This window comes from Rhodoferax sp., assembly GCF_023701345.1.
Taxonomy (GTDB): domain Bacteria; phylum Pseudomonadota; class Gammaproteobacteria; order Burkholderiales; family Burkholderiaceae_C; genus Rhodoferax.
Window position 1 is genome coordinate 1 of sequence record NZ_JAMPXE010000045.1, and the last position, 24,160, is coordinate 24,160.

Annotated in this window: 19 protein-coding genes; 8 read left to right on the top strand and 11 right to left on the bottom strand. The window is 61.5% G+C overall.

From position 1 onward, the window contains the following. Together NDI87_RS08135 and dprA are read left to right on the top strand one after the other, a co-directional pair. Positions 1-1,079 (top strand): LysM peptidoglycan-binding domain-containing protein (locus tag NDI87_RS08135; protein ID WP_296274615.1); only part of this gene is annotated, 1,079 nt, incomplete at its 5' end. 20 nt (positions 1,080-1,099) lie between these two features. Next, complete coding sequence (dprA, locus tag NDI87_RS08140; protein ID WP_296274616.1) at positions 1,100-2,332, top strand: DNA-processing protein DprA; 1,233 nt, start codon at positions 1,100-1,102, stop codon at positions 2,330-2,332. A 6-nt stretch (positions 2,333-2,338) separates the two neighbouring features. On the opposite strand, the gene NDI87_RS08145 is transcribed toward dprA, so the two are convergent. From NDI87_RS08145 to NDI87_RS08175, 7 genes are all read right to left on the bottom strand, one after another. After that, a complete protein-coding gene (locus NDI87_RS08145) occupies positions 2,339-4,675 on the bottom strand; it encodes a DUF1631 family protein (RefSeq protein WP_296274618.1) in 2,337 nt (778 codons plus the stop codon). Between the two features lie 11 nt (positions 4,676-4,686). Continuing rightward, the gene (secF, locus tag NDI87_RS08150; protein WP_296274620.1) at positions 4,687-5,643 is read right to left on the bottom strand and encodes a protein translocase subunit SecF; all 957 of its coding nucleotides are present in this window, start codon (positions 5,641-5,643) and stop codon (positions 4,687-4,689) included. Positions 5,644-5,653: 10 nt separating this feature from the next. Then, positions 5,654-7,537 carry a protein translocase subunit SecD gene (gene secD, locus NDI87_RS08155; RefSeq protein WP_296274622.1) on the bottom strand — a complete coding sequence of 628 codons (1,884 nt, stop codon included), beginning with the start codon at positions 7,535-7,537 and terminating at the stop codon, positions 5,654-5,656. A 63-nt stretch (positions 7,538-7,600) separates the two neighbouring features. After that, entirely contained in the window at positions 7,601-7,933 is a 333-nt protein-coding gene (yajC, locus tag NDI87_RS08160) for a preprotein translocase subunit YajC (protein WP_296274624.1), read from the bottom strand. Between the two features lie 244 nt (positions 7,934-8,177). Continuing rightward, the gene (locus NDI87_RS08165) at positions 8,178-9,350 is read right to left on the bottom strand and encodes an MltA domain-containing protein (RefSeq protein WP_296274625.1); all 1,173 of its coding nucleotides are present in this window, start codon (positions 9,348-9,350) and stop codon (positions 8,178-8,180) included. Continuing rightward, positions 9,350-10,189, bottom strand: coding sequence for a carbon-nitrogen hydrolase family protein (locus tag NDI87_RS08170; RefSeq protein ID WP_296274628.1), 840 nt, complete (start codon positions 10,187-10,189; stop codon positions 9,350-9,352). The genes NDI87_RS08165 and NDI87_RS08170 overlap by 1 nt, the downstream gene beginning before the upstream one ends. Beyond that, complete coding sequence (locus tag NDI87_RS08175; protein WP_296274630.1) at positions 10,186-14,247, bottom strand: YhdP family protein; 4,062 nt, start codon at positions 14,245-14,247, stop codon at positions 10,186-10,188. The genes NDI87_RS08170 and NDI87_RS08175 overlap by 4 nt, the downstream gene beginning before the upstream one ends. A gap of 32 nt (positions 14,248-14,279) precedes the next feature. On the opposite strand from NDI87_RS08175, the gene glnE reads away from it, so the two are divergent. After that, positions 14,280-16,994 carry a bifunctional [glutamate--ammonia ligase]-adenylyl-L-tyrosine phosphorylase/[glutamate--ammonia-ligase] adenylyltransferase gene (gene glnE / locus NDI87_RS08180; protein WP_296274633.1) on the top strand — a complete coding sequence of 905 codons (2,715 nt, stop codon included), beginning with the start codon at positions 14,280-14,282 and terminating at the stop codon, positions 16,992-16,994. Positions 16,995-17,011: 17 nt separating this feature from the next. After that, positions 17,012-17,473 carry a cytochrome c gene (locus NDI87_RS08185; protein WP_296274634.1) on the top strand — a complete coding sequence of 154 codons (462 nt, stop codon included), beginning with the start codon at positions 17,012-17,014 and terminating at the stop codon, positions 17,471-17,473. A gap of 36 nt (positions 17,474-17,509) precedes the next feature. Here the strand turns inward: NDI87_RS08185 and NDI87_RS08190 are convergent, their stop codons facing one another. The 3 genes from NDI87_RS08190 to NDI87_RS08200 all read right to left on the bottom strand — a co-directional run bounded on the left by NDI87_RS08190 (position 17,510) and on the right by NDI87_RS08200 (position 18,994). Further along, positions 17,510-18,004 carry an adenylyltransferase/cytidyltransferase family protein gene (locus NDI87_RS08190; protein ID WP_296274636.1) on the bottom strand — a complete coding sequence of 165 codons (495 nt, stop codon included), beginning with the start codon at positions 18,002-18,004 and terminating at the stop codon, positions 17,510-17,512. Between the two features lie 54 nt (positions 18,005-18,058). Next, positions 18,059-18,277, bottom strand: coding sequence for a hypothetical protein (locus NDI87_RS08195; protein WP_296274638.1), 219 nt, complete (start codon positions 18,275-18,277; stop codon positions 18,059-18,061). A gap of 102 nt (positions 18,278-18,379) precedes the next feature. Continuing rightward, positions 18,380-18,994: a glutathione S-transferase N-terminal domain-containing protein gene (locus NDI87_RS08200; RefSeq protein WP_296274645.1), complete on the bottom strand. Its 615-nt coding sequence runs from the start codon at positions 18,992-18,994 to the stop codon at positions 18,380-18,382. A gap of 115 nt (positions 18,995-19,109) precedes the next feature. Between NDI87_RS08200 and purB the strand changes: the two genes are divergently transcribed. The 3 genes from purB to fabG all read left to right on the top strand — a co-directional run bounded on the left by purB (position 19,110) and on the right by fabG (position 21,977). Next, positions 19,110-20,489, top strand: a complete 1,380-nt coding sequence (purB, locus tag NDI87_RS08205) for an adenylosuccinate lyase (RefSeq protein ID WP_296274639.1) — start codon at positions 19,110-19,112, stop codon at positions 20,487-20,489. Between the two features lie 105 nt (positions 20,490-20,594). Further along, a complete protein-coding gene (locus tag NDI87_RS08210; protein WP_296274641.1) occupies positions 20,595-21,155 on the top strand; it encodes a YaeQ family protein in 561 nt (186 codons plus the stop codon). A gap of 75 nt (positions 21,156-21,230) precedes the next feature. Next, positions 21,231-21,977, top strand: a complete 747-nt coding sequence (fabG, locus tag NDI87_RS08215) for a 3-oxoacyl-ACP reductase FabG (protein ID WP_296274642.1) — start codon at positions 21,231-21,233, stop codon at positions 21,975-21,977. 63 nt (positions 21,978-22,040) lie between these two features. Here the strand turns inward: fabG and hutC are convergent, their stop codons facing one another. Continuing rightward, complete coding sequence (hutC, locus tag NDI87_RS08220; RefSeq protein ID WP_296274643.1) at positions 22,041-22,778, bottom strand: histidine utilization repressor; 738 nt, start codon at positions 22,776-22,778, stop codon at positions 22,041-22,043. A 98-nt stretch (positions 22,779-22,876) separates the two neighbouring features. Here hutC and NDI87_RS08225 point away from each other — a divergent pair. Further along, on the top strand, positions 22,877-24,160 hold a 1,284-nt coding region (locus NDI87_RS08225; protein ID WP_296274644.1), incomplete at its 3' end, for a YjiH family protein.

Below are 24,160 nucleotides of genomic sequence, written 5' to 3' on the forward strand. Positions count from 1 at the left end.
AAAGTGGCGTTGCCCTGAGCGAATTAAGCCCCAATGCGCCGCAAAGCTATACCGTGAAATCTGGCGATACGCTGTGGGCCATCTCTGGCCTGTTTCTGAAAAATGCCTGGCGCTGGCCCGAACTGTGGGGCATGAATCTGTCCGACATCAAAAATCCGCACCTGATTTATCCGGGGCAGATCTTGTTCCTGGACACCAGCAACGGCCGAGCCCGTCTGAGCCTGCGCGCTGCAGGCACTAACGCTGGCGCCGACTTGCCGACGGTGCGTTTATCGCCACGCACGCGCATAGAAAATTTAAACGTCAATGCCCTGCCCACCCTGAAAAGTCATCTGATCGAGCCCTTTCTGGCCGAGCCCATGATTGTGGACGAACTGGGCCTGAGCGCTGCCGCGCGCATTGTGGCCGCGCAAGACAGCCGGGTGCTGCTCACCCGCGGTGACCGGGCCTATGCTCGAGGCAACGCTGGTTTCGAGCTGCAAGATGATCCGGCCAAACAACAGCAGGCATTTCGGGTGTTTCGCAACGCCACCCCCCTGAAGGACCCGGTCAGCGGTGAAGTGCTCGGTTACGAGGCCCAATACGTTGGCAAGGCACTATTGGCGCGCAGCGAAACCACGCAGAGCAGTGTTGACGCCGACGGCAAGGCCCGAACCGACATCGTTCCGGCGACCATCGACATCGTCGTTGCCAAGGAAGAAATGCGCGTCGGCGACCGTTTGTTACCCGAGCCACCACTCCAACTGCAAAGCTACGTCCCCCATGCGCCCACAGACCCGGTTGAGGCGCGCATCGTTTCCATTTATGGCAGCGCCGTGGTGAATGCCGCCCAAAACCAGGTGGTCAGCATCAACCGGGGCCGCCGTGACGGCATCGAGTCAGGCCATGTGCTGGCCATCATGACAGACGGTGCACGCCTGCTGGACAAGACCGACGCCAAGTCGACACAACTCAAACTTCCCGATGAGCGCAACGGCTTGTTGATGGTGTTTCGTACCTTTGAAAAGGTGTCCTATGCCCTCATTCTCGACATCACCCATGGTGTCAAGGTGGGCGATCGGCTCGTCAATCCGCGCTGACCGCCACCCCATCTGCCGCCATGGACCGCGATGAACTCAAGGCCTGGTTACGGCTGAGCTTGAGCCCCGGCATCGGCAACGTCACGGCGCGCAAATTGCTGGGATGCTTTGGCTTGCCCCAGGCCATTTTCGAACAAACCACCCCGGCCTTGCGCCAAGTCGCAACGCCCGTCCAGACGCAAGCCCTGCGCACCGAGCCTGCGACATTGCCTGAACTGTTGGAGACGACCTGGGCTTGGCTCAACCAGACTGAAGTCAACGGCTGCCGGCGCCAGGTGCTTAGCTTGGGCGACCCGGGCTACCCGCAAGCGCTGCTCGACATCGATGACCCGCCTTTGTTGCTGTACCTCTATGGCGTCGCCAGTTTCCAGGAGGGACAGCCATCAGACGTTTCCGATCAAGTCGCAATGCCGGCCATCCCGGTGGCTGATGCCTGGTTAATCGCAGCGCAGCGCTGTCTGGCCATTGTCGGCAGCCGCAATCCAACACCACAAGGCGCGGCCAATGCCAGGCAGTTTGCCAAAACCATGGTGCAAGCCGGGTTGACGGTGGTGAGCGGCCTGGCCCTGGGGGTTGATGGTGCTGCCCACACGGGCGCATTGGAAGGTTTGACCGAGGGTGCCACCGATCTGCCAGCAACGATCGCGGTGATCGGCACCGGCCTGGACCGGGTATACCCAAAGGCACACCATGGCCTGGCACACCGAATTGCACAACATGGTTTGCTACTGAGCGAATACCCGCTGGGCACACCGCCCTTGAATGCCAACTTTCCCAAACGCAACCGTCTCATCGCCGGGCTGGCGCGGGGCACGCTGGTGGTGGAAGCCGCCCTGCAATCAGGCTCGCTCATTACCGCCCGACTCACGGCCGAACAGGGCAAGGATGTGTTTGCCATTCCCGGCTCAATTCATGCTGCGCAATCGCGTGGCTGCCACGCACTGATCAAGCAAGGCGCCAAACTGGTCGAAACAGCGCAAGACGTGCTGGAGGAGCTGCAGGGCTTCAGTGCCCTGTCTGTCGCGGCAGATGCCGCCTTGGTGTCTGCAGACACCCTGGACAACAAGCACACGGCAGACGTTGATGCCCTGTTGCTGCAAGCCCTCGGTTTTGATCCCGTCGGGCTGGATGCGTTGCAAGGACGAACCCAACTGGTAACGGCTGACCTGCAGGCCCAATTGATGACACTGGAAATCAAGGGTCTGGTGGCACGCCTGCCAGGCGGTTTGTTTCAGCGCTTGTCCGCCGCCTGAAAAGGTCTAGCCCAACAAGCGCTCGGGATTGGCTTCCAGTTTGGCCATCGCTGAACGGGTGGCGCGCACCGTCAGGGAAACCTCCTCCTGAGACGCCAGCAAACCCGCTTCTAGGTAGGCCGCCAGTCGCACCGACTGAATCAGGTAGCTGCGCCCAACCACCGATGCAAACAAATGCAAATGCCCAATCGGACTGCGCCACATGTATTGCACCTGAACCGACTGTTCAAGGTAATCGAGGGTGAACCAGGAACCCAGGCTCAGGTTTTGCGCCCAGGCCATCATGACCGGACTGGGCTCGACGCCGCCACTGGTTACCACGTCCAACTCTGAGGCGTCAATACCCAGCAAGTCTTCGATGCTCTGGGTGTCGAGCGGCAGCTCTTCAGCACCATCGTCCGTGAAATAGTCTTCCAGGTTGGCCAGCCTTTCGGCGAGTGCTTGAATTTGATCCATCTCGATGGTTTGCGTCTTGGACATGAACGCATCGGCCAGAATGTCACTGATCACCTTCAGATGCCCATCCTGAACCTCGGGACCCAGACCAAGCATGCCCATACCCGTGCGCAAAGTTTTCAACAATTCGGGCAGGTCTGCAATCACCTGGGCACGATCTGCCCGATTGAGCTTGGCACTGGCGGCCCAAATCAAATCAACAGCAGCTTTTTTAAGCAACAGCGTTTGCGCATGTTGCCCTCCCTGGCGCATGCTGGCCACGGCAATGGCTTCGGCCCAGACTTTGTATAAAAAGTCTCTGATCTCGTCGCGCACTGGCATGTTCTTGATCTGATTACGCAATTCAATGGTGCACTGGATCGCCAGGGTTTCCTTTTGCTCTACCTGTTGCGCCACACCCACGACCTTTTGGGTTGAGCCTTTTTGCGTCAGGTAACGCTTGAGGAATTCCTTGAACTCTTCGTAAACACGCTGGTAGACACGTCCTCCGGTCTCCGGATACTGCTCGATCACCTGGACCACCCGCTTGATTTCGGTCTCCAGCGCTTCACTGCTGATGTCGCTGGCATCAAAACCCAGCGCGCAAGACCCCATGTGGTCGATCAACTGACGGGCCGGATGATCCAGCCGGTTGAAAAAATCCGGTTCTGCCAAAGCCACGCCCAGCACCGGCATTTGCAGCCGGGCAAACCAGACCCGGATCCCGGGTGGAATCCGTTCTTCCTGCAAAATCGACTGGAACATGAGGGCGATCAGCTCAATGATGGCCTTTTCGTTGTCGTTTTGCGCCAGATTTTTGAGTTCTGCCGATTGCTGTTGCAGCTCACCTGCCAGTCGCTCCACCAGCACCGTACCAAATACCGCAGAACCGGCCCCGGCGCCGGCCAGGGCGTCACCCAGCACGGGGCGTTGCGCCAGCGCTGTCATCAATCTTTGCGAAGTGGCATGCTGGAAGGCTGCTGCGAAATTCTGAACAGGCAACACGCCGGACATCATGCGACCCACGCGGTCCAGCACCCCCACCTCACGCGCATCGGACCAGGGTGGCGCAACAGCGGTTCCCGCCTGCACAGGCCAGCCTGCATCGTCGTGTGTGGCCGCGCCAGCATGGAAACCCGCCGCAGGCCAGCCCTGGGCTGAACCGCCGGGAAGAGAGGGCCAGCCTGGAGCCGCACCCGAGGCATCTTGACCAGTCATGTAGTTTTGCTGTGGATAACCGGCCGAAGGGGCAGCTGTCTGCCGGGGCTTGGCGCGCGGCTCGAACTCGATCACCGGCAACACACCTTGCGCCACCAACTCGGCATTGCAATTGGCATAGATCTGTCGCCATTGCGTGTTGATATGGTGCTGCACCACTTCGTTGATCAAGGTCCACGACTCCAGCGACAAGCCACAAGCCCCCCATTGCTCGACCATGGCTTGTACCAAAACCTCAGGATGAACGATGTCCTGGGCAGACAATTCCTGCGCCGGCTCCAGGTGCTTTAGCCGCTTGCGTAAATCATTGACTTCACTGGCGGCCACCTCCATCAGTGACAAGGCCATGCGGGAGGCCAGCATGCGGTTTTCAACCGTTTCGGTACTGACCAATTCCAGAGGGTTGTTCTGCGATGAGGTGACTGGACGCTGTACAACCGGTTTCAGGGCAGCCCGCCAAGCCTTGAGGGTACCCTCCTGCCAAGGCTCTTTTTGCTGTTCGTACAAAGTCCAGGTGTCGCGGCGCAACTGCTGTTCACGCATCGGCGTGACCTCATTCAGCAAAGTGATCAAATGCTCCCGGATCAACGCCTGCAAAGCAGTCTGGGCCTGAGCTGCTTCTTCAACCAGGCGCTGACGGACGCGCGCCGCCGGGGACGCGTTTTGAGGGACCGACAACGCAGGAGCCATGACAAAAAACTCTAAACCGTGGCGCCCGCATTGGGGTCGTTCGGATCGAGGTCTTTCTTGGCCACCCCCCCCTTGACCAGGTCTTCGCGCTGGATACCCAGCCACATCGCAATGGCCGCGGCGACAAACACGGAAGAGTAGATGCCAAACAGAATACCAATGGTCAGCGCCAATGCAAAATAATGCAGTGTGGCACCACCAAACAGCAGCATCGCCAGCACCATCATCTGCGTCGAGCCGTGGGTGATGATGGTGCGGCTGATGGTGGAAGTGATGGCGTTGTTGATGACTTCCTCCGTGTTCATTTTGCGGTAGCGGCGGAAGTTCTCACGAATCCGGTCAAAAATCACCACCGACTCATTCACCGAGTAGCCCAGCACAGCCAGCACGGCGGCCAGAACCGGCAGCGAAAACTCCCACTGAAAGTACGCAAAGAAGCCCAGAATGATGATGACGTCGTGCATGTTGGCGATGATGGCCGCCACCGCAAACTTCCACTCAAAACGCACCGCCAGGTAAATCATGATGCCGACCACCACAAAAGCCAGCGCCTTGAGGCCATCGGCGGCCAATTCATCACCCACTTGTGGCCCCACAAATTCGGTACGCCGCATGGTGGCCGTTGCATCCAGCTCTTTCAAGGCCGCCATCACTTGGGAGCTTTGCTGGGCCGAGCTCACGCCCTTTTGGGCTGGCAACCGAATCAGCACATCACGCGCAGTACCAAAATTCTGCACCTGGACATCAGTGAAGCCAAGCTTGGCCACACCGGCACGCACTGCCCCCAAATCAGCAGGCTGGGAATAGGTCACTTCCAGCAGGGTGCCGCCGGTGAACTCCACCGACAGGTGCAAGCCACGCGAGAACAGAAAAAAAACCGCCGCCAAAAACGTCAGGCCGGAGATCAGATTAAACACCAGCGCATGCCGCATGAAGGGGATATCACGCTTGATCCGAAAAAATTCCATGGTTTTCTTTCTATTCGCCAGTCTTGAGGGCAGTGCCGGAGTCGGGGCGCCAGATGGTGCCAATCGACACGGTCTTCAGTCGGTTCTTGCGCCCGTACCAGAAATTGACCAGGCCGCGCGAGAAAAATACGCCGGAGAACATGCTGGTCATGATACCCAGGCAGTGCACCACGGCAAAGCCGCGTACCGGACCGGAGCCAAAGGCCAACAAAGCCAGACCGGCAATCAGGGTGGTGATGTTGGAGTCAAAAATGGTCGCCCAGGCACGGTCGTAACCGGTGTGAATGGCCGCTTGTGCAGAAGCGCCGGCGCGCAACTCTTCGCGAATACGCTCGTTGATCAGCACGTTGGAATCAATCGCCATGCCCAGTACCAGCGCCATGGCCGCCATGCCCGGCAACGTCAGGGTGGCTTGCAGCATCGACAGCACCGCCACCAGCAGCAGCAGGTTAAAAGCCAGGGCAATGCTGGAAAAAACCCCGAACAGCATGTAGTAAAGGCACATGAAGATGGACACCGCCACAAAGCCCCAGGCCACGCTGTAAAACCCTTTGGCGATATTCTCTGCCCCCAGGCTGGGCCCGATGGTGGTTTCTTCAATGATTTCCATCGGTGCCGCCAACGAACCGGCGCGCAACAGCAAGGCGGTGTCATTGGCTTCCATGGTCGTCATGCGACCCGAAATTTGCACCCGGCCACCGCCAATTTCGGTGCGGATCACCGGCGCCGTGACCACTTCGCCCTTGCCTTTTTCAAACAGCAGAATGGCCATGCGCTTGCCCACGTTGTCACGCGTCACATCGCGAAAAATACGTGTGCCTTTGGCATCCAGGTTCAGGTTGACGGTGGGCTCCTGCGTCTGGCTGTCAAAGCCGGGTTGCGCATCGGTCAGGTTCTCGCCGGTCAGGATCACCTGCTTTTTGACAATGACCGCCTGGCCGTTGCGCTCCAGGTAACGCTCGGAGCCAAACGGCACCATCGCATTGCCCAATTCGGCGGCACGGGCCTCGGTGCTTTCATCGACCATGCGCACTTCCAGCGTGGCCGTGCGACCCAGAATGTCTTTGGCCTTGGCGGTGTCCTGCACACCTGGCAACTGCACCACGATGCGGTCCAGCCCCTGCTGCTGAATCACCGGTTCAGCCACACCCAGTTCGTTGATCCGGTTATGCAGGGTAGTGATGTTTTGCTTGAGCGCCTGGTCCTGAATGCGCCGTGCTGCTTCGGGCTTGATGGAGGCCGTCAGCTTGAACTCGGCTCCCTCGGCGGCATCGACCGTTTGCAGGTCGGCAAACTGATCCTGAAAAACGGCCTTGGCCGCATCGAGCGTGGCGGCATCACGAAAGCGCACCTCAATGGTTTGAGCGTTGCGGTTGATGCCACTGTGGCGAATATTTTTCTCACGCAGACTGGTGCGCACGTCGCCCGACAAGGATTCGGCGCGCTTGGTCAGCGCAGCCTCCATGTCCACCTGCAGCATGAAGTGCACACCGCCGCGCAAGTCCAGCCCCAGATACATGGGAGACGCATGCAGGCTGGTCAGCCAGGCTGGCGAGCTCGACAACAGGTTCAAGGCCACCACGTAGCCAGGATTGGTGGCATCCGGCACCAGGGCTTTCTGGATGGCGTCCTTGGCTTTGAGCTGGGTGTCGGTATCAGCCAGCCTGACCTTGACAGAGGCACCTTCGAGCGTCACGACATCGTGCGCAACACCCGCCAACTTGAGCGCCGCTTCCACCTGCGACAAGGTGCCCATGTCGACCTTGACCAGCGGCTTGACAGAAGACACCTGCACCGCGGGCGACTCGCCAAAAAAGTTGGGCAAGGCATACAAGCCCCCCACCACCAGCGCAATCACAATGATCACGTACTTCCAGACCGGGTAACGATTCATGATCGCCTTTATGACATCAAACTGCAAAATGCCGGCACAGGCCAGCGCGCAAGGAGAATGAACTTACTTGATGCTGCCTTTGGGCAAGACCTGCACCACGGCGCTGCGTTGCAAATGGACTTCAACGCCCTCAGCGACTTCTATGTCAATGAAGCTGTCGCCGAGCTTGGTCACCTTGCCCAGGATGCCGCCTGCCGTGGCGACCTCATCCCCTTTGGCCAAGGCCTCGATCATGGCTTTGTGCTCTTTGGCCTTTTTCATTTGCGGGCGAATCATCACGAAATACAGCACCACAAACATCAGCACCAAAGGCAACATACCCATGAGTGAAGACTGCATGTCGCCACCAGCGGCAGCAGCGGGAGCGGTTTGGGCAATGGCAGAGGAAATAAACACAGCAAACTCCAAATAAATAAACCAACAACAAAAAAATGCCTGCCAAATGGCAAACGCAAACGCGCTTTTCAGGCAGCTAGGCATTGTATGCGGGCGCTAATCGGGCGCCTTCAAGTCTTTCATGGGTCTGAAATACGCCCAAAGAAGCAGCCATTTTTCCATTACCAGCGCCGGGTGCCGTGCGTTGGCATGATCAAAGCCCCGAATAGCCTGCGGAATTTGCACCGACGCCCGGCCGTATGTATTAGTGGGGTGACTTGGGCCACAGCACCCAAAGGCGCAGTGGCTGCTTGAGCCGACCGGCCAATTCACCGGCAGACTCACCCCAGCCGGCAAAATAATCGGCCCGCACCGCGCCGCGAATGGCGCTGCCTGTGTCCTGCGCCAGCACCAGCCGCTGCAAGGCAATTTGCGGCCCCGGCGAGGCCAGCCAGACCGGCGTGCCATAAGGAATGCTCTGTGGATCGACGGCAATCGAACGCCCCGGCGTCAGTGGCACGCCTTGCGCCCCCTTGGGGCCAAAGGCGGCATCCAGGTCACCCAGTGCCTCTTCCTTGAAAAACACCACGCGCGGGTTGCGCCACAGCAGCTCATTGACGCGCTGCGGGTTGCGCTGCAGCCAGGCCTGAATGCCGGGCCAGGAGGCATCGCGCAACTCGCCCTGGTCGAGCAGCCAGCGGCCAATGCTCTGGTAAGGATGGCCGTTGTGGCCGGCATAGGCCAGGCGAATGAGGCGGGTGCTGCCGTCAGGCTCGGTCACACGGATGCGCCCCGAGCCCTGGATTTGCAGCACCATGGCCTGCACCGGGTCGTTCAGGTAAACAATTTCACGGCCGCGCAAGGCCTCCTGCGCCATGCCAACGCTGTCTATTTCCTGCCGTGAAAACCAGGGCTGACGCGCCTTCAGGTTGGCCGGCAACTGGTACAGGGGCACCTCAAACCCGGCACCAGGCAAGCGCCGGGCCTGCAGTTCCGGCTCAAAATAGGCGGTCAGCAAGCCCACCACCGCCCCCCCCTGCAAAGGCTCGACACGGTAAGGCTGCAGCCGCTCCAGCAGCCACTGGCGCTGCTCGGCCTCGGTGCCAATGCTCAGACGGCGTACTTCCGGGCACAAGGGCGCAAACACAGGCCCCGGGCGTTCGCAGCTTTTGAGCCAGGCATTCCAGGCTTCAAAAAGCTTGTCGCCCTCAAAACCCGGCAATTCAGTCCAAGCCACCGGCTGCCAGCGGCTGTTGCCGCGCAGCAGGGCCGGCACAGACGCTGCGGCATCAGGCAAGCGCAAGGAAGTGTCGGACCCTTGCAACACACCAGGTGCCGTGCTGCCATCCGGCTCTGGCAGGGGCGGCGTAGCACACGCAAGCAGCACACTCGCCAGCAGGCCTGCCAGCGTCCACCGTAACAGCAGGGGCAGCGTCATCACAGCAAGCGGTGCTCAAGTGCCGGCAAACGGCTGCGGTACTGCTGCATCAAATCCCAGGACAGGTCGGCCATCACCACCCCCGGCCCTTGCGCGCGCTCGGCCAGCACCTTGCCCCATGGATCCACCAGCATGGCGTGGCCCCAGGTGCGGCGCTGGTTGTCATGCAGCCCGCCTTGGGCAGCGGCCACCACAAACGACAGATTTTCAATGGCGCGGGCACGCAACAGCAATTCCCAATGGTCGTGACCGGTGGTGTAGGTGAAGGCGCTTGGCACCAGCATCAGGTGCGTTCCGAGCAGGGCGTAATGCCGGTACAACTCGGCAAAGCGCAGGTCGTAGCACACACTCATGCCAATGCGCCAGGTATGACCATCGCTGGAGGCCAGGTCGAAGCTGACGGGCTGCTGGCCGGCGGCCAGCACCAGCGATTCGTCATAACGTTCAACACCATTGTCAAAGCGAAACAAATGCATTTTGTCGTAGCGCGTCACACATTGCCCGCTGGGCGCATGGACCAGTGAGCTGTTGAACACCCGCGCGTCAGGCGTCGCCGGGTCTGGCAGGCCTGGCGAGGCGCTGATGGGCATGGTGCCGCCCACCAGCCACAGGCCCAGTTCATGCGCCGTGTCACTCAAGAACTGCTGTATCGGGCCTTGCCCAAAGGGCTCCTGAATCGCCAATTTATCGGCATCACGACGGCCCATCAGGCAAAAATATTCGGGCAGCACAGCCAGCTCGGCCCCCGCCAGCGCGGCCGCTTGCAGCAGCCCTTTCGCTTCGTTCAGATTGGCCGAAACGTCGGCTCCCGAGACCATTTGAATGGCGGCAACTTTCATGGTTTTATCTCCTGAATCGTCGCAGCAGAACGCGACACTTTGGTAATTTGAGGGTCGGCCCAGGGGCCGTCGATATGAAACTCCTGGGTGGCGGATTCGATCAGTGGGCGGCGCAAAAATATCTGGGCCAGAAAAGTGCCCAGTCCCACCGCCGGATTGATCGCCGTGGCCAGCAGGGACGCGGTCACCGCATTGATCTCGGGCACCACCACCACCTTGATGTCCTGCGTCTCGCGGGCTATGTCGGCGCTGCCTTCCATCAGGACCGCCGCATTGACACCTTTCATTTGCAGGTTGTTGGTGAACGCCATGCCCTGGTCAATCTTCACATCACCGCGCAAGAAATCAAACGCAAAACCCTCGCTGAAAACATCCCTGAAATCCAGCGTCAAACGACGCGGCAAGGCCTGCAGGCTCAGCACCCCGAGCAGCTTGGCAATCCCCGGGTCGGCCTTGAGAAACTGGCCGGACGCCACATTGACCGTGACGGCGCCACTCAGGGTCGGGTAATCGAGACTCAGGGGCGAGCCCGTCCAGGCCACCTGGCCTTCTAGCTTGCCACGCCCCCCCAGCACCACGTCTTTCATGCCCAGGCGACTCAGCAGGGCACCACTGTCGCCGACATCCAGCTTGAAATTCATCACGGTGCGCCGGGCCCCGGTCGGATTGCCTGCCACCGCCCTGGCTGGGCCGGGTGCCTGGGCATTGAGTGCAGACCAATTGCCACTGGCAACAAAGCTGGCCTCTGGCGCCGACAGATTGAATTGATTCAGCCGCCACTCGCGCGCGGCAGTCTGGCCACTGCGGTTCACCGCCTGCACCTCCAGACGGCCCAAATGCTTGCCGCGCAACTCAAAATCATCAACCACGATGTCAAGTGCCGGAATGCTGGCCGGCTGCGCCTCCAGCAAAGCCTCCACATCGCTGACCACACTGGGGGCGATGGTCAAGCGCGCCAAACGGGCATAGACACGCCCCTCGGCGCCACCACTGGCCTGCGCATTGGGTAGCCGGTATTCCAGGTAACCATTGAGCTCAGTGGCCTGCAGGTTGGCTTGCCAGACGGCACCTTCGCGGCCACCGCCAACCACCACCTGGTTGAACTGCCGGCCGCCAAAGGTCAGGCGCTCCGAGCGCACCGCCAACTGATCCGGCAAATACGAGGTAGCCGTGGTGCTGCCAGCCGCCAGGGCAGCGCCCGTTACCGGGGCCCCGGTGGCCTGCGTCAAAACCTCATGCCAAGCATCGACATTGAAATGATTCAGCCTGATGTTGGCGCGTACCCCGGTGAGTGGCAGCGGCGCAGATTCCTGAGAATCAAGCCCGATCCCGATGGCACCGCGCAACACGCGCGGTTCGTCCTGCGACACATCGCGCTCGTAAATGACATGCAGCTGGTTAGCCAAAGAAAATGTCAACCGGTCTTGCAGTGGCGCTGGCGCAGCCGCCAGCAAAGCGGTCTCCAGACGCAACGGCAGCACCGCGTCGGCGCTTTTGACCAGCGGCGCTGGCAAACTCAACGCCAGTCCCTGCAGATTGCTGCTGACCATCAACTCGGGCACCCCGCTGCGCAGGCCGAGCGTGGCGGTGTAGACGGCACTGCCGCTGGCCTGCTGCGCCAGACGCGCCACAAAGCCCAGTTCAGTCGCCTGACGCAAGCCCTCGGCCGAGGCCGTGCCATTGGCACGGATCAGGGTAGGGGGTCGTCGGGCGCCGGGTAATTCCGGCGCCAGCAGCCAGCCGCCCTCCAGACGCACGTCCCCCCCCAGCATGCGCGCCTGGACACCACTCAAAGCGAATCCGGTTTCAGTAAAGTTGACACTGCCGCGGGTGCGGGTGAGCTTGGGGCTGTCTGGCGTGATCTGCACATCGTTAGCCGCCAGCAAGATGCTGCCGCGCACGCTGGACTGGTTGATATGAGCAACCGGCAACTCAAGCTTGAGCTTGTAATCGGCATTGCCGGTGACCACGCTGCGGGCCAGCGCTGCGCCGGTCATGGCGCGCAAAGGCGAGGTATTGACCAGCCGCATCAGTTCTGGCAACGGCCCCTTGAAGTCGGCATCGACCAGCACCCGGGAATGGTTCAAATCATCAATCCTGGCGGCGACCTTGGTCACCTGCAAAGCCGTGTCCTCGCCCAGTCGGGCACGCGCGTTGTTGACCAGCAATTGCATGCGGTCGATCACCAGTTCGCCACTCAGGTCGTTCAGCACAGGCCAGGGTAGATCGCCACTGTCCTGCAGGCTGGGCGGCACATAGGCCAGCCTGGCACCCACCACTTGCGCAGAGATTTTGAATGCGCCTTTTTTGGGATCAACCAAAGGCAACTGGGCAATGTCTCCCTTGACCTGGAAGCGCACCGATGTGGCCTGCCCGTCCAGCACCGCATCGCGCACGTAATCGCGCGCTGCCTGGTCAATCACCAGCGGCAGGTAACGGTGCACTTTTCTGCCCTCGGCCCGGCTCAGGTTGGCCTGCAAGTCCAGCACACCCGGATAAAGCGCGCGCGACACCGACTTGGCCGGATCGGCGGTTTCCCATTTGATCTGGGCCTCCCCTTCGGCGTCGGCATTGGCAAATTTGACCTTGTCCAGCTGCACCGCGATGCGCTCGCCCTGCAGTTGCCAGCGGGCATCGGCTGCCAACGTTTCAATGGCAATGCGCGGCTCCTGAAAGATTGCCGGCAAATCGACACTGCCGGCGGTCAAGGCAAGGCGTGCTTGCCCGCCTTGCTGGTCAAGATCAAAGTCCACGTCAAGCCCGCTGAACCCCGGCGCTGGCGCCACGGCCGCCATTGCCAGCCGGCTGACCCTGCCGCTGGCGGCATATGTCTGCGGCGCGCTCAAAGCCCCCTGCCAACTGGCCTGCAGCGTGTCCACCTGCCCTTTGGGCGCATAAACCTGCAGCCGCTTGCGAACTGTGGCAGCCAGCGGCAGGCGGCTGGCAATTTGTGCCAGCGCTGCCAGGTCAAGCCGGTCGGCCTTGAACTCACCACGCTCGGGCTGCCCGGCTTGCGCCTGCTCCAGCCTCAGGTAAACGTTGCCGCCCGGCCAATGCAGGCCATCCTGCGTGTCAAAGCGCAAGGACTCGGTGAAAAACTCAAAGCCGGATGGCAACCGCTGTCCGCCCAGACGCCCTTGCACCCGCTGCAGCGCCAAAGCCTGTAAATCTGCCCCCAGGACGGCTTGAACCTCCGACAAGGCCACGTCCGCCGCGACCCGGGTGATGCGGCCCTGGGCCACGTCCATCCAGGCCCGCAGCGCACCCCGGCCCCGGGTCAGGTCCACCCCCAGGGGCATGTAATGGCGCAACGCGGACAGGTCAGCGCGCTCAAATGCCGCATAAAGTTGCCCCTCCCAGTCCTGCCAGCGACCATTCTGGCGTGCCAACAAGGGCTGCAAAAACTTGCCTCGCAAAGTAAAACGGCTCCCAAGAGACTCGGGCGGCGTGGCGTCCAGCCGCATGTCGTGGTGACGGCCACGGTTACGCACCACCACCGACACCTGTTGCAGCAACACCGGCTCGCCCGCCCGCTGCTCGTCGGTCCAGCGCAGTGTGCCATCGTGAATGGCAAACTCCAGCTGCGAAAAAAACCAGTCCAGCGCCACGCTGTCGGCTTGCCGGGTGTTCGAAAAATCCAGCCCGCCAATGGTAATTTTTCCGTCGGCGGCGCGCCGGATGTCAAGCTCTGGCTGATCAATGTAAATCTGCTCAAAACCCAAACGCCACAATGAGCGCGGCGATATGGCAATCAGGATGCGCGGCAAACGCAGGGCCACCCGATCTTGCGCATCCAGCAGAGTGACATCGGTCAACTCAACAGAGGGCACCATGCCATTGGACTCTGCGGCTACCGCCCCGACGCGCACCCTTACCCCCAGGGACTGCGAGAGCCGAGACTCCAGCTGCGGGCGAAATTCGCCGATTCGCGGCACAATCACCCAGTGCAGCGCCCCCCATGCCAGACCGAGCAGCAACCACGCCAACACCACCGCAGCCAGCAGCCAGCGCGTCAGGCTCGACCAGGTTTTCAGCAGTTTGGAGGGAAGGGGCGGCACATTGATTCGATAAAAGTTGCTCAACCAGAATTATGACCCGACCATCCCTGGCCACCCACTCCCGCTTTGTCCAACGCGTGCGCCGCCGTTATGAGGCCGAATTGCCCCTGTTGGACCCCGGTGTGCCCGATCCGGGACAAATGCAAAACACTTTTGAGGCGCTCCAGGCACAGGGGCACAACATGGCCAACGCACTGCGCATCACACGCCAGCTGGTGCTTGAGCGGCTGCTGTGCCTGGACTGCGAACAGCAACTGCCACTGGCCCGGGTCACCCAGGCCATGACCGAACTGGCCGAATTCGCGCTCAACCACGCCCAGGCGCAAGCCCAGTCCGCACTCGACCAGACCCACGGCGCTCCGCTGACACCCCAGAACCAGCGCGCCCAGGTCTGGATTGTGGGCATGGGCAAGCTCGGTGCCCGCGAGCTCAATGTGTCCAGCGACATCGACCTGATCTACGTCTATGACGAAGACGGTGAAACAGCGGGGGATGCCCTGGGCCGCAACCGCATCACCAACCATGAATATTTTGGCAAAGTGGTGCGCGCGGTCTACGCACTGGTGGGCGACACCACCGAGCATGGCTTTGTGTTCCGCGTCGATCTGGCCCTGCGCCCCAACGGCAACTCGGGCCCGGCGGCGGTGTCGCTGGATGCGCTGGAGGAATACCTGCATGTGCAGGGGCGCGAATGGGAACGCTTTGCCTGGCTCAAAAGCCGGGTCGTGGCGCCGTTCGAGAGTGTCACCAGCGGGGCCACCCAGGCGCTGCGAAAAATCGTGATGCCATTTGTCTTCCGGCGCTACCTGGATTACAGCGTGTTCGATGCCTTGCGCGTACTGCACCGGCAAATTCGCGAACACGCCGCCAAACGCAGTGCCGGCCACCCCGAGCGCGCCAACGATGTCAAACTCTCGCGCGGCGGCATCCGCGAAATTGAATTCACCGTGCAACTGCTGCAGGTGGTGCGCGCCGGTCACTTCCCCGAGCTGCGCACCCGCCCGACGCTGAGCGCGCTGCCGCGCCTGGTGCGCGCCAATTTGATGTCAGCGCAGACCGCCCAGGCGCTGGCCCAGGCCTACGTCTTTTTGCGCCAGATTGAACACCGCATCCAGTACCTGGACGACCAGCAAACCCATGTGCTGCCAACGCAGGACCATGACCTGGGCTGGATCGCCGAAACCATGGGTTTTGCCTCCTCGCAGACCCTGCTGAGCCAGCTCGATGCCCATCGCGAATTGGTGGCCCAGGAATTTGACAAACTGCTGGGCGGCCCCGAGCCTGACTGCAAAGGCTGCAACAACGGCAAGCCCAACAACGGCACCCAGTCCATCGACGACCTGTTGCCGCAACTGGGCGACGCCTTTCGCCAGCGGCTTCAATCCTGGTGCCAGCACCCGCGCGTGCTGGCGCTGCGCGACGAGGCTCGCGAACGCTTGCAGCGCCTGCTCGGGCGCACCGCGCAATGGGTGCGCGAAGACCGCGTGACGGAAGAAGCGGCGGTGCGCCTGGTGGACTGGATGGAGCCCCTGCTGCGCCGCGAAAGTTACCTCGCCTTGCTGCTGGAGCGCCCGCAGGTGCACGAACGGTTATTGCGTTTGCTCGGCGCCGCGCGCTGGCCAGCGCGCTATTTGCTGCTGCACCCTGGCGTGATTGACGAGCTGGCCAGTCCCGCCATGATGGTGGAACGCTTCAACGCGCAGGAGTTCGAAGCCGAGCTGGAGCACCGCCGCACCTCATTGATTGGCACCGGCGAGGATGACGAGGAAACCCTCCTCAACCTGCTGCGCCGGGCCCACCACGCCGAGGTGTTTCGCACCCTGGCGCGCGATGTGGAGGGCAAACTCACGGTGGAGCAGGTGGCCGACGACCTGAGTGCGCTGGCCGATGCGGTGCTGCGCGTCACCACCCGCTGGTGCTGGGCCCACCTCAAAAAAGCGCACCGCGCGCAGCCCCAATTCGGCATCATTGCCTATGGCAAACTGGGCGGCAAGGAACTGGGCTACGGCAGCGATCTTGACATTGTGTTTGTCTTTGACGACGACGATGAGCGTGCCCCGGAAGCCTATGCCGCGCTGGTGCGCAAGCTCATCAACTGGTTGACCGTCAAAACCGGCGAGGGTGACCTCTACGAAATTGACACCGCGCTGCGCCCCAACGGCAACGCCGGCCTGCTGATCACCAGCTTCGCGGCCTATGCCAATTACCAGCAACAACGCGGCTCCAACACCGCCTGGACCTGGGAACACCAGGCCATGACGCGCGCCCGCTGCGTGCTCGGTGATGCGTCAATGCACGAACGCTTCGACGCCGTGCGCAAAGCGGTGATCACCGCGCCGCGCGATCCGATCGGCCTGCGCGCAGAGATTGTTGCCATGCGTGAGCGCATGGCCAGCGCAAATCCGGTCAAAGTCGGAAAATTCGACATCAAGTACAGCGCCGGCGGCATGATCGACGCCGAATTTGTGATGCAGTTCCTGGTGCTGTCGCAGTCGGGTGCCCACCCTGAACTGATGGCCAACGCGGGCAACATTGCGCTGCTGGAACGCGCCGAGAGCCTGGGTCTGCTGCCCGCGGGCGTGGGGCACGGCGCCGCCAGTGCCTACCGCGCCATGCGCCAGGTGCAACACAAGGCACGCCTCAACGAAGAATCGATCCAACTCGCGTCTGAGGCCATGCAGGTCCAGCGCGATGCCATTCTGACCCTGTGGCACCAGGTCTTCGCGCCATCCCCTTCCCACCCTTAGCCTCACACTTTGACGACATGCCCAAACCCGCCCTGATCACGCTCGTCGCTGCCACTGCCCTGCTCAGCGCCTGCAGCGACCGCGTCAAAGACACCCACCCGCAACAACTGGTCAGCAAGCGCCAGGCCATTTTCAAGGAGTTCACCAAAACACTCGAACCCATGGGTCTGGTGGCGCGGGACCGGCAGGATTACATCAAGACTGACTTCATGGCCAGCGCACAGACACTGCAAGAACTCGCAAGCCAGCCCTGGGCTTATTTCACCGCCGACGGCAATTACCCGCCGACCCGCGCCAGGCCCGAAGTCTGGAGCCAGCCCGGCGAATTCAAACAGGCGCAGGACAACTACCTGGCGGCCATCGACACCCTGGTGCAGGTGGCAGGCAGCGCTGACCTGCCCGACATCCGCGCCAGTGTGGAAGCCGTGCAAAATAGCTGCAAAAGTTGCCACGACCAGTTCCGCAGCGACCGCCAATAGGCTGGCCGCAAAGTCAACGGTGCGGCGAAGTTTTTTTCAGCTATGGCGGATCTTCTTGACCAGCGCCGTGGTCGAGTACCCCGCCACAAACGGCAGTGCCAGCGCCCGGCCACCCCAGGACCGGACCAGCGCCGTCTCGGGCAGCTTGGCCATGTCGTAGTCACCGCCCTTGACCAGAATGTCGGGACGCACCTGGGCGATCAATTCAAGTGGCGTGTCTTCATCAAACCAGGTCACCAGACTGCTGCTGGCCAATGCCGCAATGACACAGGCACGGTCCATTTCATTGTTCAACGGCCGGTCTGGCCCTTTGCCCAGACGGCGCGCCGAAGCATCGGTATTGAGCGCCACCAGCAGGCTGGCACCCAGTGCACGGGCTTGCGCCAGGTACATCACATGGCCCCGGTGCAACACGTCAAACACGCCGTTGGTAAAAACCAGCGGCCGCGGCAAGGCGGCCACGCGCGCCGCCAGATCACCGGGATGGCACAGCTTGGCCGTCAAATCATAAAAAACAGGGGGTTCAGACATGGGCCGAATGCTAGCAGGCATTCCTGCCCCGGGCAGCTCAGGTCGATGGCGCTGTCATGAAGGCATGGACTGGTGCTGGCGTGCCAAACCTTGGCGCGGCGCCAACCATGACTGCACATCGGTAAAAATGGTCCGGCAGCCGGCGCAACGGTACTGCCCGTTGGGCAGCAGTGCACCGCATGGCGCGCGGTCAATCACAGGTTGGTAACAGGTGGAACCACACTCCCGGCACTGGTAGGCGGTCTTGAAATTGGTTTTGAAGCGTGTTGCCATGGTGGCAAACTTTAACGCCAGTCAGCGCCTCACCGAGTAGAAAAAATGTAAGCCAATGTAAAACCCGCAACCGCCCCGTCACGCCAGCCCGGCACCTGCAATTCAACCCGGTTGGGTCTCCATGAAGCTGGCACGCAGCATCAGCTTGTCCTGCAACTTGACCAGGTTGGGGTACTGTTCGCGCCACGACAATTGGGGGAAACGAAAGTCCAGATAACCGAGCGCCACACCGACCGCCACATCGGCCAGGCTCAAATGAACACCCATGCAAAAGGGCTTGTCGCCCAGACCCTTGCTGGTGGCCTGCAAAGCAGCCGCCACTTTGCCAAGTTGCCGATCAATCCAGGCCTGACTGCGCTGGGTCTCGGTGCGCCCACCCCAGGTGGCCTCCAGTCGCGCCAAAATGGCGGCATCCAGGATGCCATCGGCCAGGGCTTCCCAGGTTTTGACCTCGGCCCGCTCGCGACCCACGGCAGGAATGAGTTTGCCCACCGGTGACAGGGTGTCCAGGTATTCCACAATGACCCGCGAGTCGTAAATCACATCACCCGCTTCCATCACCAGACAAGGCACCTTGCCCAACGGGCTCGATACCGCAATGCTGGTATTGGCGGACCAGACATCTTCCAGCACATAGTCGTAGTCAAGTTTTTTCTCGGCCATGACGATGCGTACTTTGCGCACATAAGGGCTGGTGTTGGATCCGATCAGTTTCATGGTCATGTGACAGAGGTGCAATAAAAAATTATGTTGCTTGCATTCTATACAGCGTTTCCCGCCTGAAGCAGCCCATCTGCATTGAGGCACTTTTGATCCTCCTACAATCCCGGCCATGACTACTTCTGCCATTTCTGCGCTTTCGCCACTGGACGGCCGCTATGCGGCCAAACTTGCAAAACTACGCCCCGCCATGAGCGAACAAGGCTACATGCACCGACGGGTGCAGGTTGAAGTGGCCTGGTTCATTGCCCTGAGCGACTGCGGCTTCAAGGAATTCAAACCACTGTCGCCGGGCGCACGCACCTACCTGCTGGGTCTGGTCAAGAATTTCTCTGAAATCGATGGCCAAGCCATCAAGACCATCGAAAAAACCACCAACCACGACGTCAAGGCGGTGGAATACTGGATCAAATCGAAGTTTGAGGGCCGGCCCGAGCTGGTAGCCGCGCAGGAATTTGTGCATTTTGGCTGCACCAGCGAAGACATCAACAACACCAGCCATGCGCTGCAGCTCAAAACCGGCCGTGACCTGGTGCTGCTACCCAAACTCGATGAAATCATCGAGAAACTGCGCCAGATGGCACATGCTTTCGCCGAAGTCTCGATGCTCAGCCGCACCCACGGCCAAACCGCCAGCCCGACCACGGTGGGTAAGGAAATCGCCAACGTGGTGGTGCGTCTGGTGGCGGCACGCGACAAAATCGCCAGCGTCAAATTAATGGGCAAGATGAACGGCGCGGTCGGCAACTTCAATGCCCACCTGTCGGCCTGGCCTGAATTTGACTGGGAGGCCTTCAGCCGCCAGGTCATCGAAAGTCCCGAGCCGCTGGGCCTGGGCCTGACCTTTCAGCCCTACAGCATCCAGATCGAGCCGCACGACTACATGGCCGAGCTGTTTGACGCGGTGGCGCGCGCCAACACCATCCTGATCGACTGGTCGCGTGATGTCTGGGGTTATGTCTCTTTGGGCTACTTCAAGCAAAAACTGCGTGATGGCGAGGTCGGCTCCAGCACCATGCCGCACAAGGTCAACCCGATTGATTTTGAAAACGCCGAGGGCAACCTGGGCCTGGCCAACGCGCTGTTGCGCCACATGAGCGACAAGCTGCCAATTTCCCGCTGGCAGCGCGACCTGACCGACAGCACGGTGCTGCGCAACATGGGCGTGGCGCTGGGTTACGCCGTGCTGGCCTACCAGTCGCTCGCCACGGGCCTGGGCAAACTCGAGATCAACGAATCGGCAATTGCCGCCGACCTCGACAGTTCCTGGGAAGTCATGGCGGAACCGATTCAAACCGTGATGCGCCGCTTTGGCCTGCCGCAACCCTACGAGCAGCTCAAAAAGTTCACCCGGGGCGAGGCCATGACGCGCGAGCTGATGCAGGGTTTCATTGCCGGTCTGGACCTGCCGGAAGCCGAAAAAGAGCGCCTGCTGGCCATGACCCCGGCCAGCTACGTCGGCAAGGCCGCAGAGCTGGCAAAACGCGTGTAGCTCCCCGTCACTGCGAGCGAAGCGTGGCAGTCCATGCAGTCCGGAAGTCATGGATTGCTTCACTGCGTTCGCAATGACGCTCTTCCCATACCTATCCGATAACGCATGGCCATCAAATCCACCATCTTCAAGGCCAGCCTGCAGATTGCAGATATCGACCACAGCTACTACGCCGACCATGCACTGACGCTGGCGCGCCACCCCAGCGAAACCGACGAACGCATGATGGTACGGCTGTGCGCTCTGGCCTTGCAGGCCCACCAGTTGCAGAGCATGTGCGCTGGCGACGGCACGCTGGCTTTTGGTGCCGGTTTGTCAGACCCCGACGAGCCCGACGTGTTGCTGCGCGATTTCACCGGGCAAACGCGGCTGTGGATCGAGGTGGGGCAGCCCGAGGACAAGCCGCTGCTCAAGGCCTGCGGCAAGGCCGATGCCGTCGTGTTGTACTGTTTTGGCCAGGCTGCAGAGGTTTGGTGGCGCGGCATGGAGAGCAAGCTGGCTCGCCCCAAAAACCTGCGCGTCTGGCGCATTCCCACGGCTGCCGCCCAAGCCCTGATTCCCATGGCGCAACGCAGCATGGTGCTGCAGGCCACCATCCAGGAAGGCGTGCTGATGTTGGGTGACGGCAGCCACAACGTCGACATTGAACCGCTAAGCTGGAAATAATTGACAGACGTCAATTTCATGAAATGTCACAGGCTTAACATCCTGCTGTTTCTTTCACTAACTAGTTAAATCATCATGTCTGCACGTCTGCACAACAAAGTTTCCATCATCACCGGCGCCGCCCAGGGGATCGGCCTGGCCACCGCCCTCAAATTTGCAAAAGAAGGTGCCATTGTCATCGTTTGTGACGTCAAGCAGGCCGGTATCGATGAGACGGTGGCGCAGTGCCGTGCCTTGGGGGCCACGGCCGAAGGCTTTGTCATGGACGTGACCCAGCGCGCCATGGTTGACGACGTGGTGGCCCAGGTCAAGGCCAAATTCGGCCGCATCGACGTGCTGGTTAACAACGCCGGCATCACCCAGGACGCGCGCCTGCAAAAAATGACGCTGGAGCAGTTTGACCGCGTCATCGACGTCAACCTGCGCGGGGTTTTCCACTGCTCGCAGGCAGTCGCCGACGGCATGGTGGCGCAGGGCAGCGGCGTGATCCTGAACGCCAGTTCGGTGGTCGGCCTGTATGGCAACTTTGGCCAGACCAACTACGCCGCCACCAAGTTTGGCGTGATCGGCTTCACCAAGACCTGGAGCCGCGAACTCGGCCCCAAGGGCGTGCGCACCAACGCCGTCGCCCCCGGCTTCATCACCACCCCGATGGTGGCAGCCATGCCCGAAAAAATATTGCAGGACCTGAGCGCCAAAGTAGCCATGCGCCGCCTGGGCAAACCCGAGGAAATTGCCAACGTCTACGCCTTCCTGGCCAGCGACGAAGCCAGTTACATCAATGGCGAAGTGATCGAAGTCTCGGGCGGCATTGCGCTCTGACATTGGCGCTGCACCCCGTTTTTCCCACACATTTCGCCTCGATCTCTTCCATCGCGCAGACTTCTAGAAACTGCCGGTGAACCGGTAGCGCGCCGCCGGGTGCCACATCGCCGCCACCGACGCCACCTGGCCCTGCGAATGCGTCTGCCGGCGCAGCACCAGGCAGGGCTCTTCGGGCGCCATGTGCAGCATCTCGGCCACCTCGCGCGGCGGCAGGCAGGCTTCGATGACAAAGCGCACGCCCTGCAGTGGCGCCACCCGCATCAGGTAGGCGTTGGGCGTCTGGCTGTTGAAGTCCATCTGCAGGTAGTCCGGCGCCACCGTCGGGTTGACGTACCGATCTTCCACCTGGATCGGCTCGCCATCCTCGAAATGCACCACCACCGAATGGAACAGCGGCTGCTCGGCCTTCAGCCCGAACTGCCGCCCCAGCGCCTCGCCGGCCTTGGTGCGTTCGAGCTTGTGCAGCTCGCTGCGGTGCACATGGCCACGCGCAGCGATCTCTTCGGCGATATTGCGGATCTCGACCAGCGTGGCCTGGTACTTCTGCTGCGCCACATAAGTGCCCGAGCCCTGCACCCGCTCCACGATCTTCTCGTCGCTGAGCTCCCGGATGCCGCGGTTCACCGTCATGCGCGACACGCCGAACGTGCGCGCCAGTGCTTCTTCGCCCGGAATCGCCTCACCCTCCTGCCAGGCGCCGCTCTGGATCTGCGCCAGCACATGCTGCTTCACCCGCAAATAGGCCGGTGTGCGATCGCCATCTGTCACCGCGGGCAAGGAAGTGGAACCGTTCGTCATAGGGTTTGTACTAGGATTTCAGCCTATGAATTGGTATTGACAGGGGGGATTATGGCCACATAAAATTGTATATACATATTTTAGTTAATAGCCATAATATGTATACCAATACAACCGAAACCGCCCCTAGGAGACAGCCCATGAACACCCGCACCGCCTCGGCATCGAGCCCGCCCATCCCCGCTGCCCTCCTGCGGCTGCTGGCCTACAGCAGCATCGGGCTGGTGATGTTCTTCCTGCCGCTGGAGATCGCCGGCAAATCCACCATCCTGTTCGACCACGCCGCGACCTACCTCGCGCAGCAGCAGCGCAGCCTGTCGATCGCGCTGGTGCTGGCGCTCATGGCCTGGGGTGCGGCCGCGCCCTTCGCCCGGGGCAGCTGGCGCGCCAGCACCACCAGCGCCGTGTTCAGCGGGCTCAAGGTGATGGGCCTGGTGCTGGCGCTGATGTACCTCACCGGCACTGGCCCGGCGCTGCTGTTCCAGAAAGACATGCTGCCCTTCCTGTTCGACAAGCTCGCGCTCACCGTCGGTCTGATCGTGCCGCTGGGCGCGGTGGCGCTGGCCTTCCTGGTGGGTTTCGGCCTGCTGGAACTGGTGGGCGTGCTGATGCAGCCCGTCATGCGGCCGATCTGGCGCACGCCCGGCCACTCCGCGATTGACGCTGTTGCGTCCTTCGTCGGCAGCTACTCGGTGGGCCTGCTGATCACCAACCGCGTCTACCTCGACGGCAAGTACACGGCGCGCGAAGCGGCCATCATCGCCACCGGCTTCTCCACCGTCTCGGCCGCCTTCATGATCATCGTGGCCAAGACGCTGAACCTCATGCCGGCCTGGAACTTTTACTTCTGGTCCACCTTCGTGATCGCCTTCGCCGTCACCGCCATCACCGCCTGGATGCCGCCGATCTCGCGCATGGACAACAGCGGTGGCGTGAGCGCCACCCTGCCTGCCGGCCGCAACCGCTGGCAGGCCGCCTGGGACGCCGGCCTGGCCCAGGCCAATGGTGCGCCGCCGCTGTGGCGTGTGCTGCGCGACAACCTGCGCGACGGCCTGGCCATGGCCAGCGCGGTGGTGCCCACCATCCTCGCCGTCGGCCTGATCGGCCTGCTGCTGGCGCGCTACACCCCGGTGTTCGACGTGCTGGGCCTGTTGCTGCTGCCCTTCGTCTGGCTCGGCGGCCTGGCCGAACCTGTCGCCACATCCAAGGCCCTGGCCTCGGGCCTGGCCGAGATGTTCCTGCCGGCCCTGCAGCTCAAGGGCGCCGACCCGGTGGTGCGCTACGTCGCCGCCGTGGTCTCGGTCAGCTCGGTGCTGTTTTTCTCCGGCTCGATCCCCTGCGTGCTGGCCACGCGCATCCCGATCTCGCTGCGCCAGATGGTC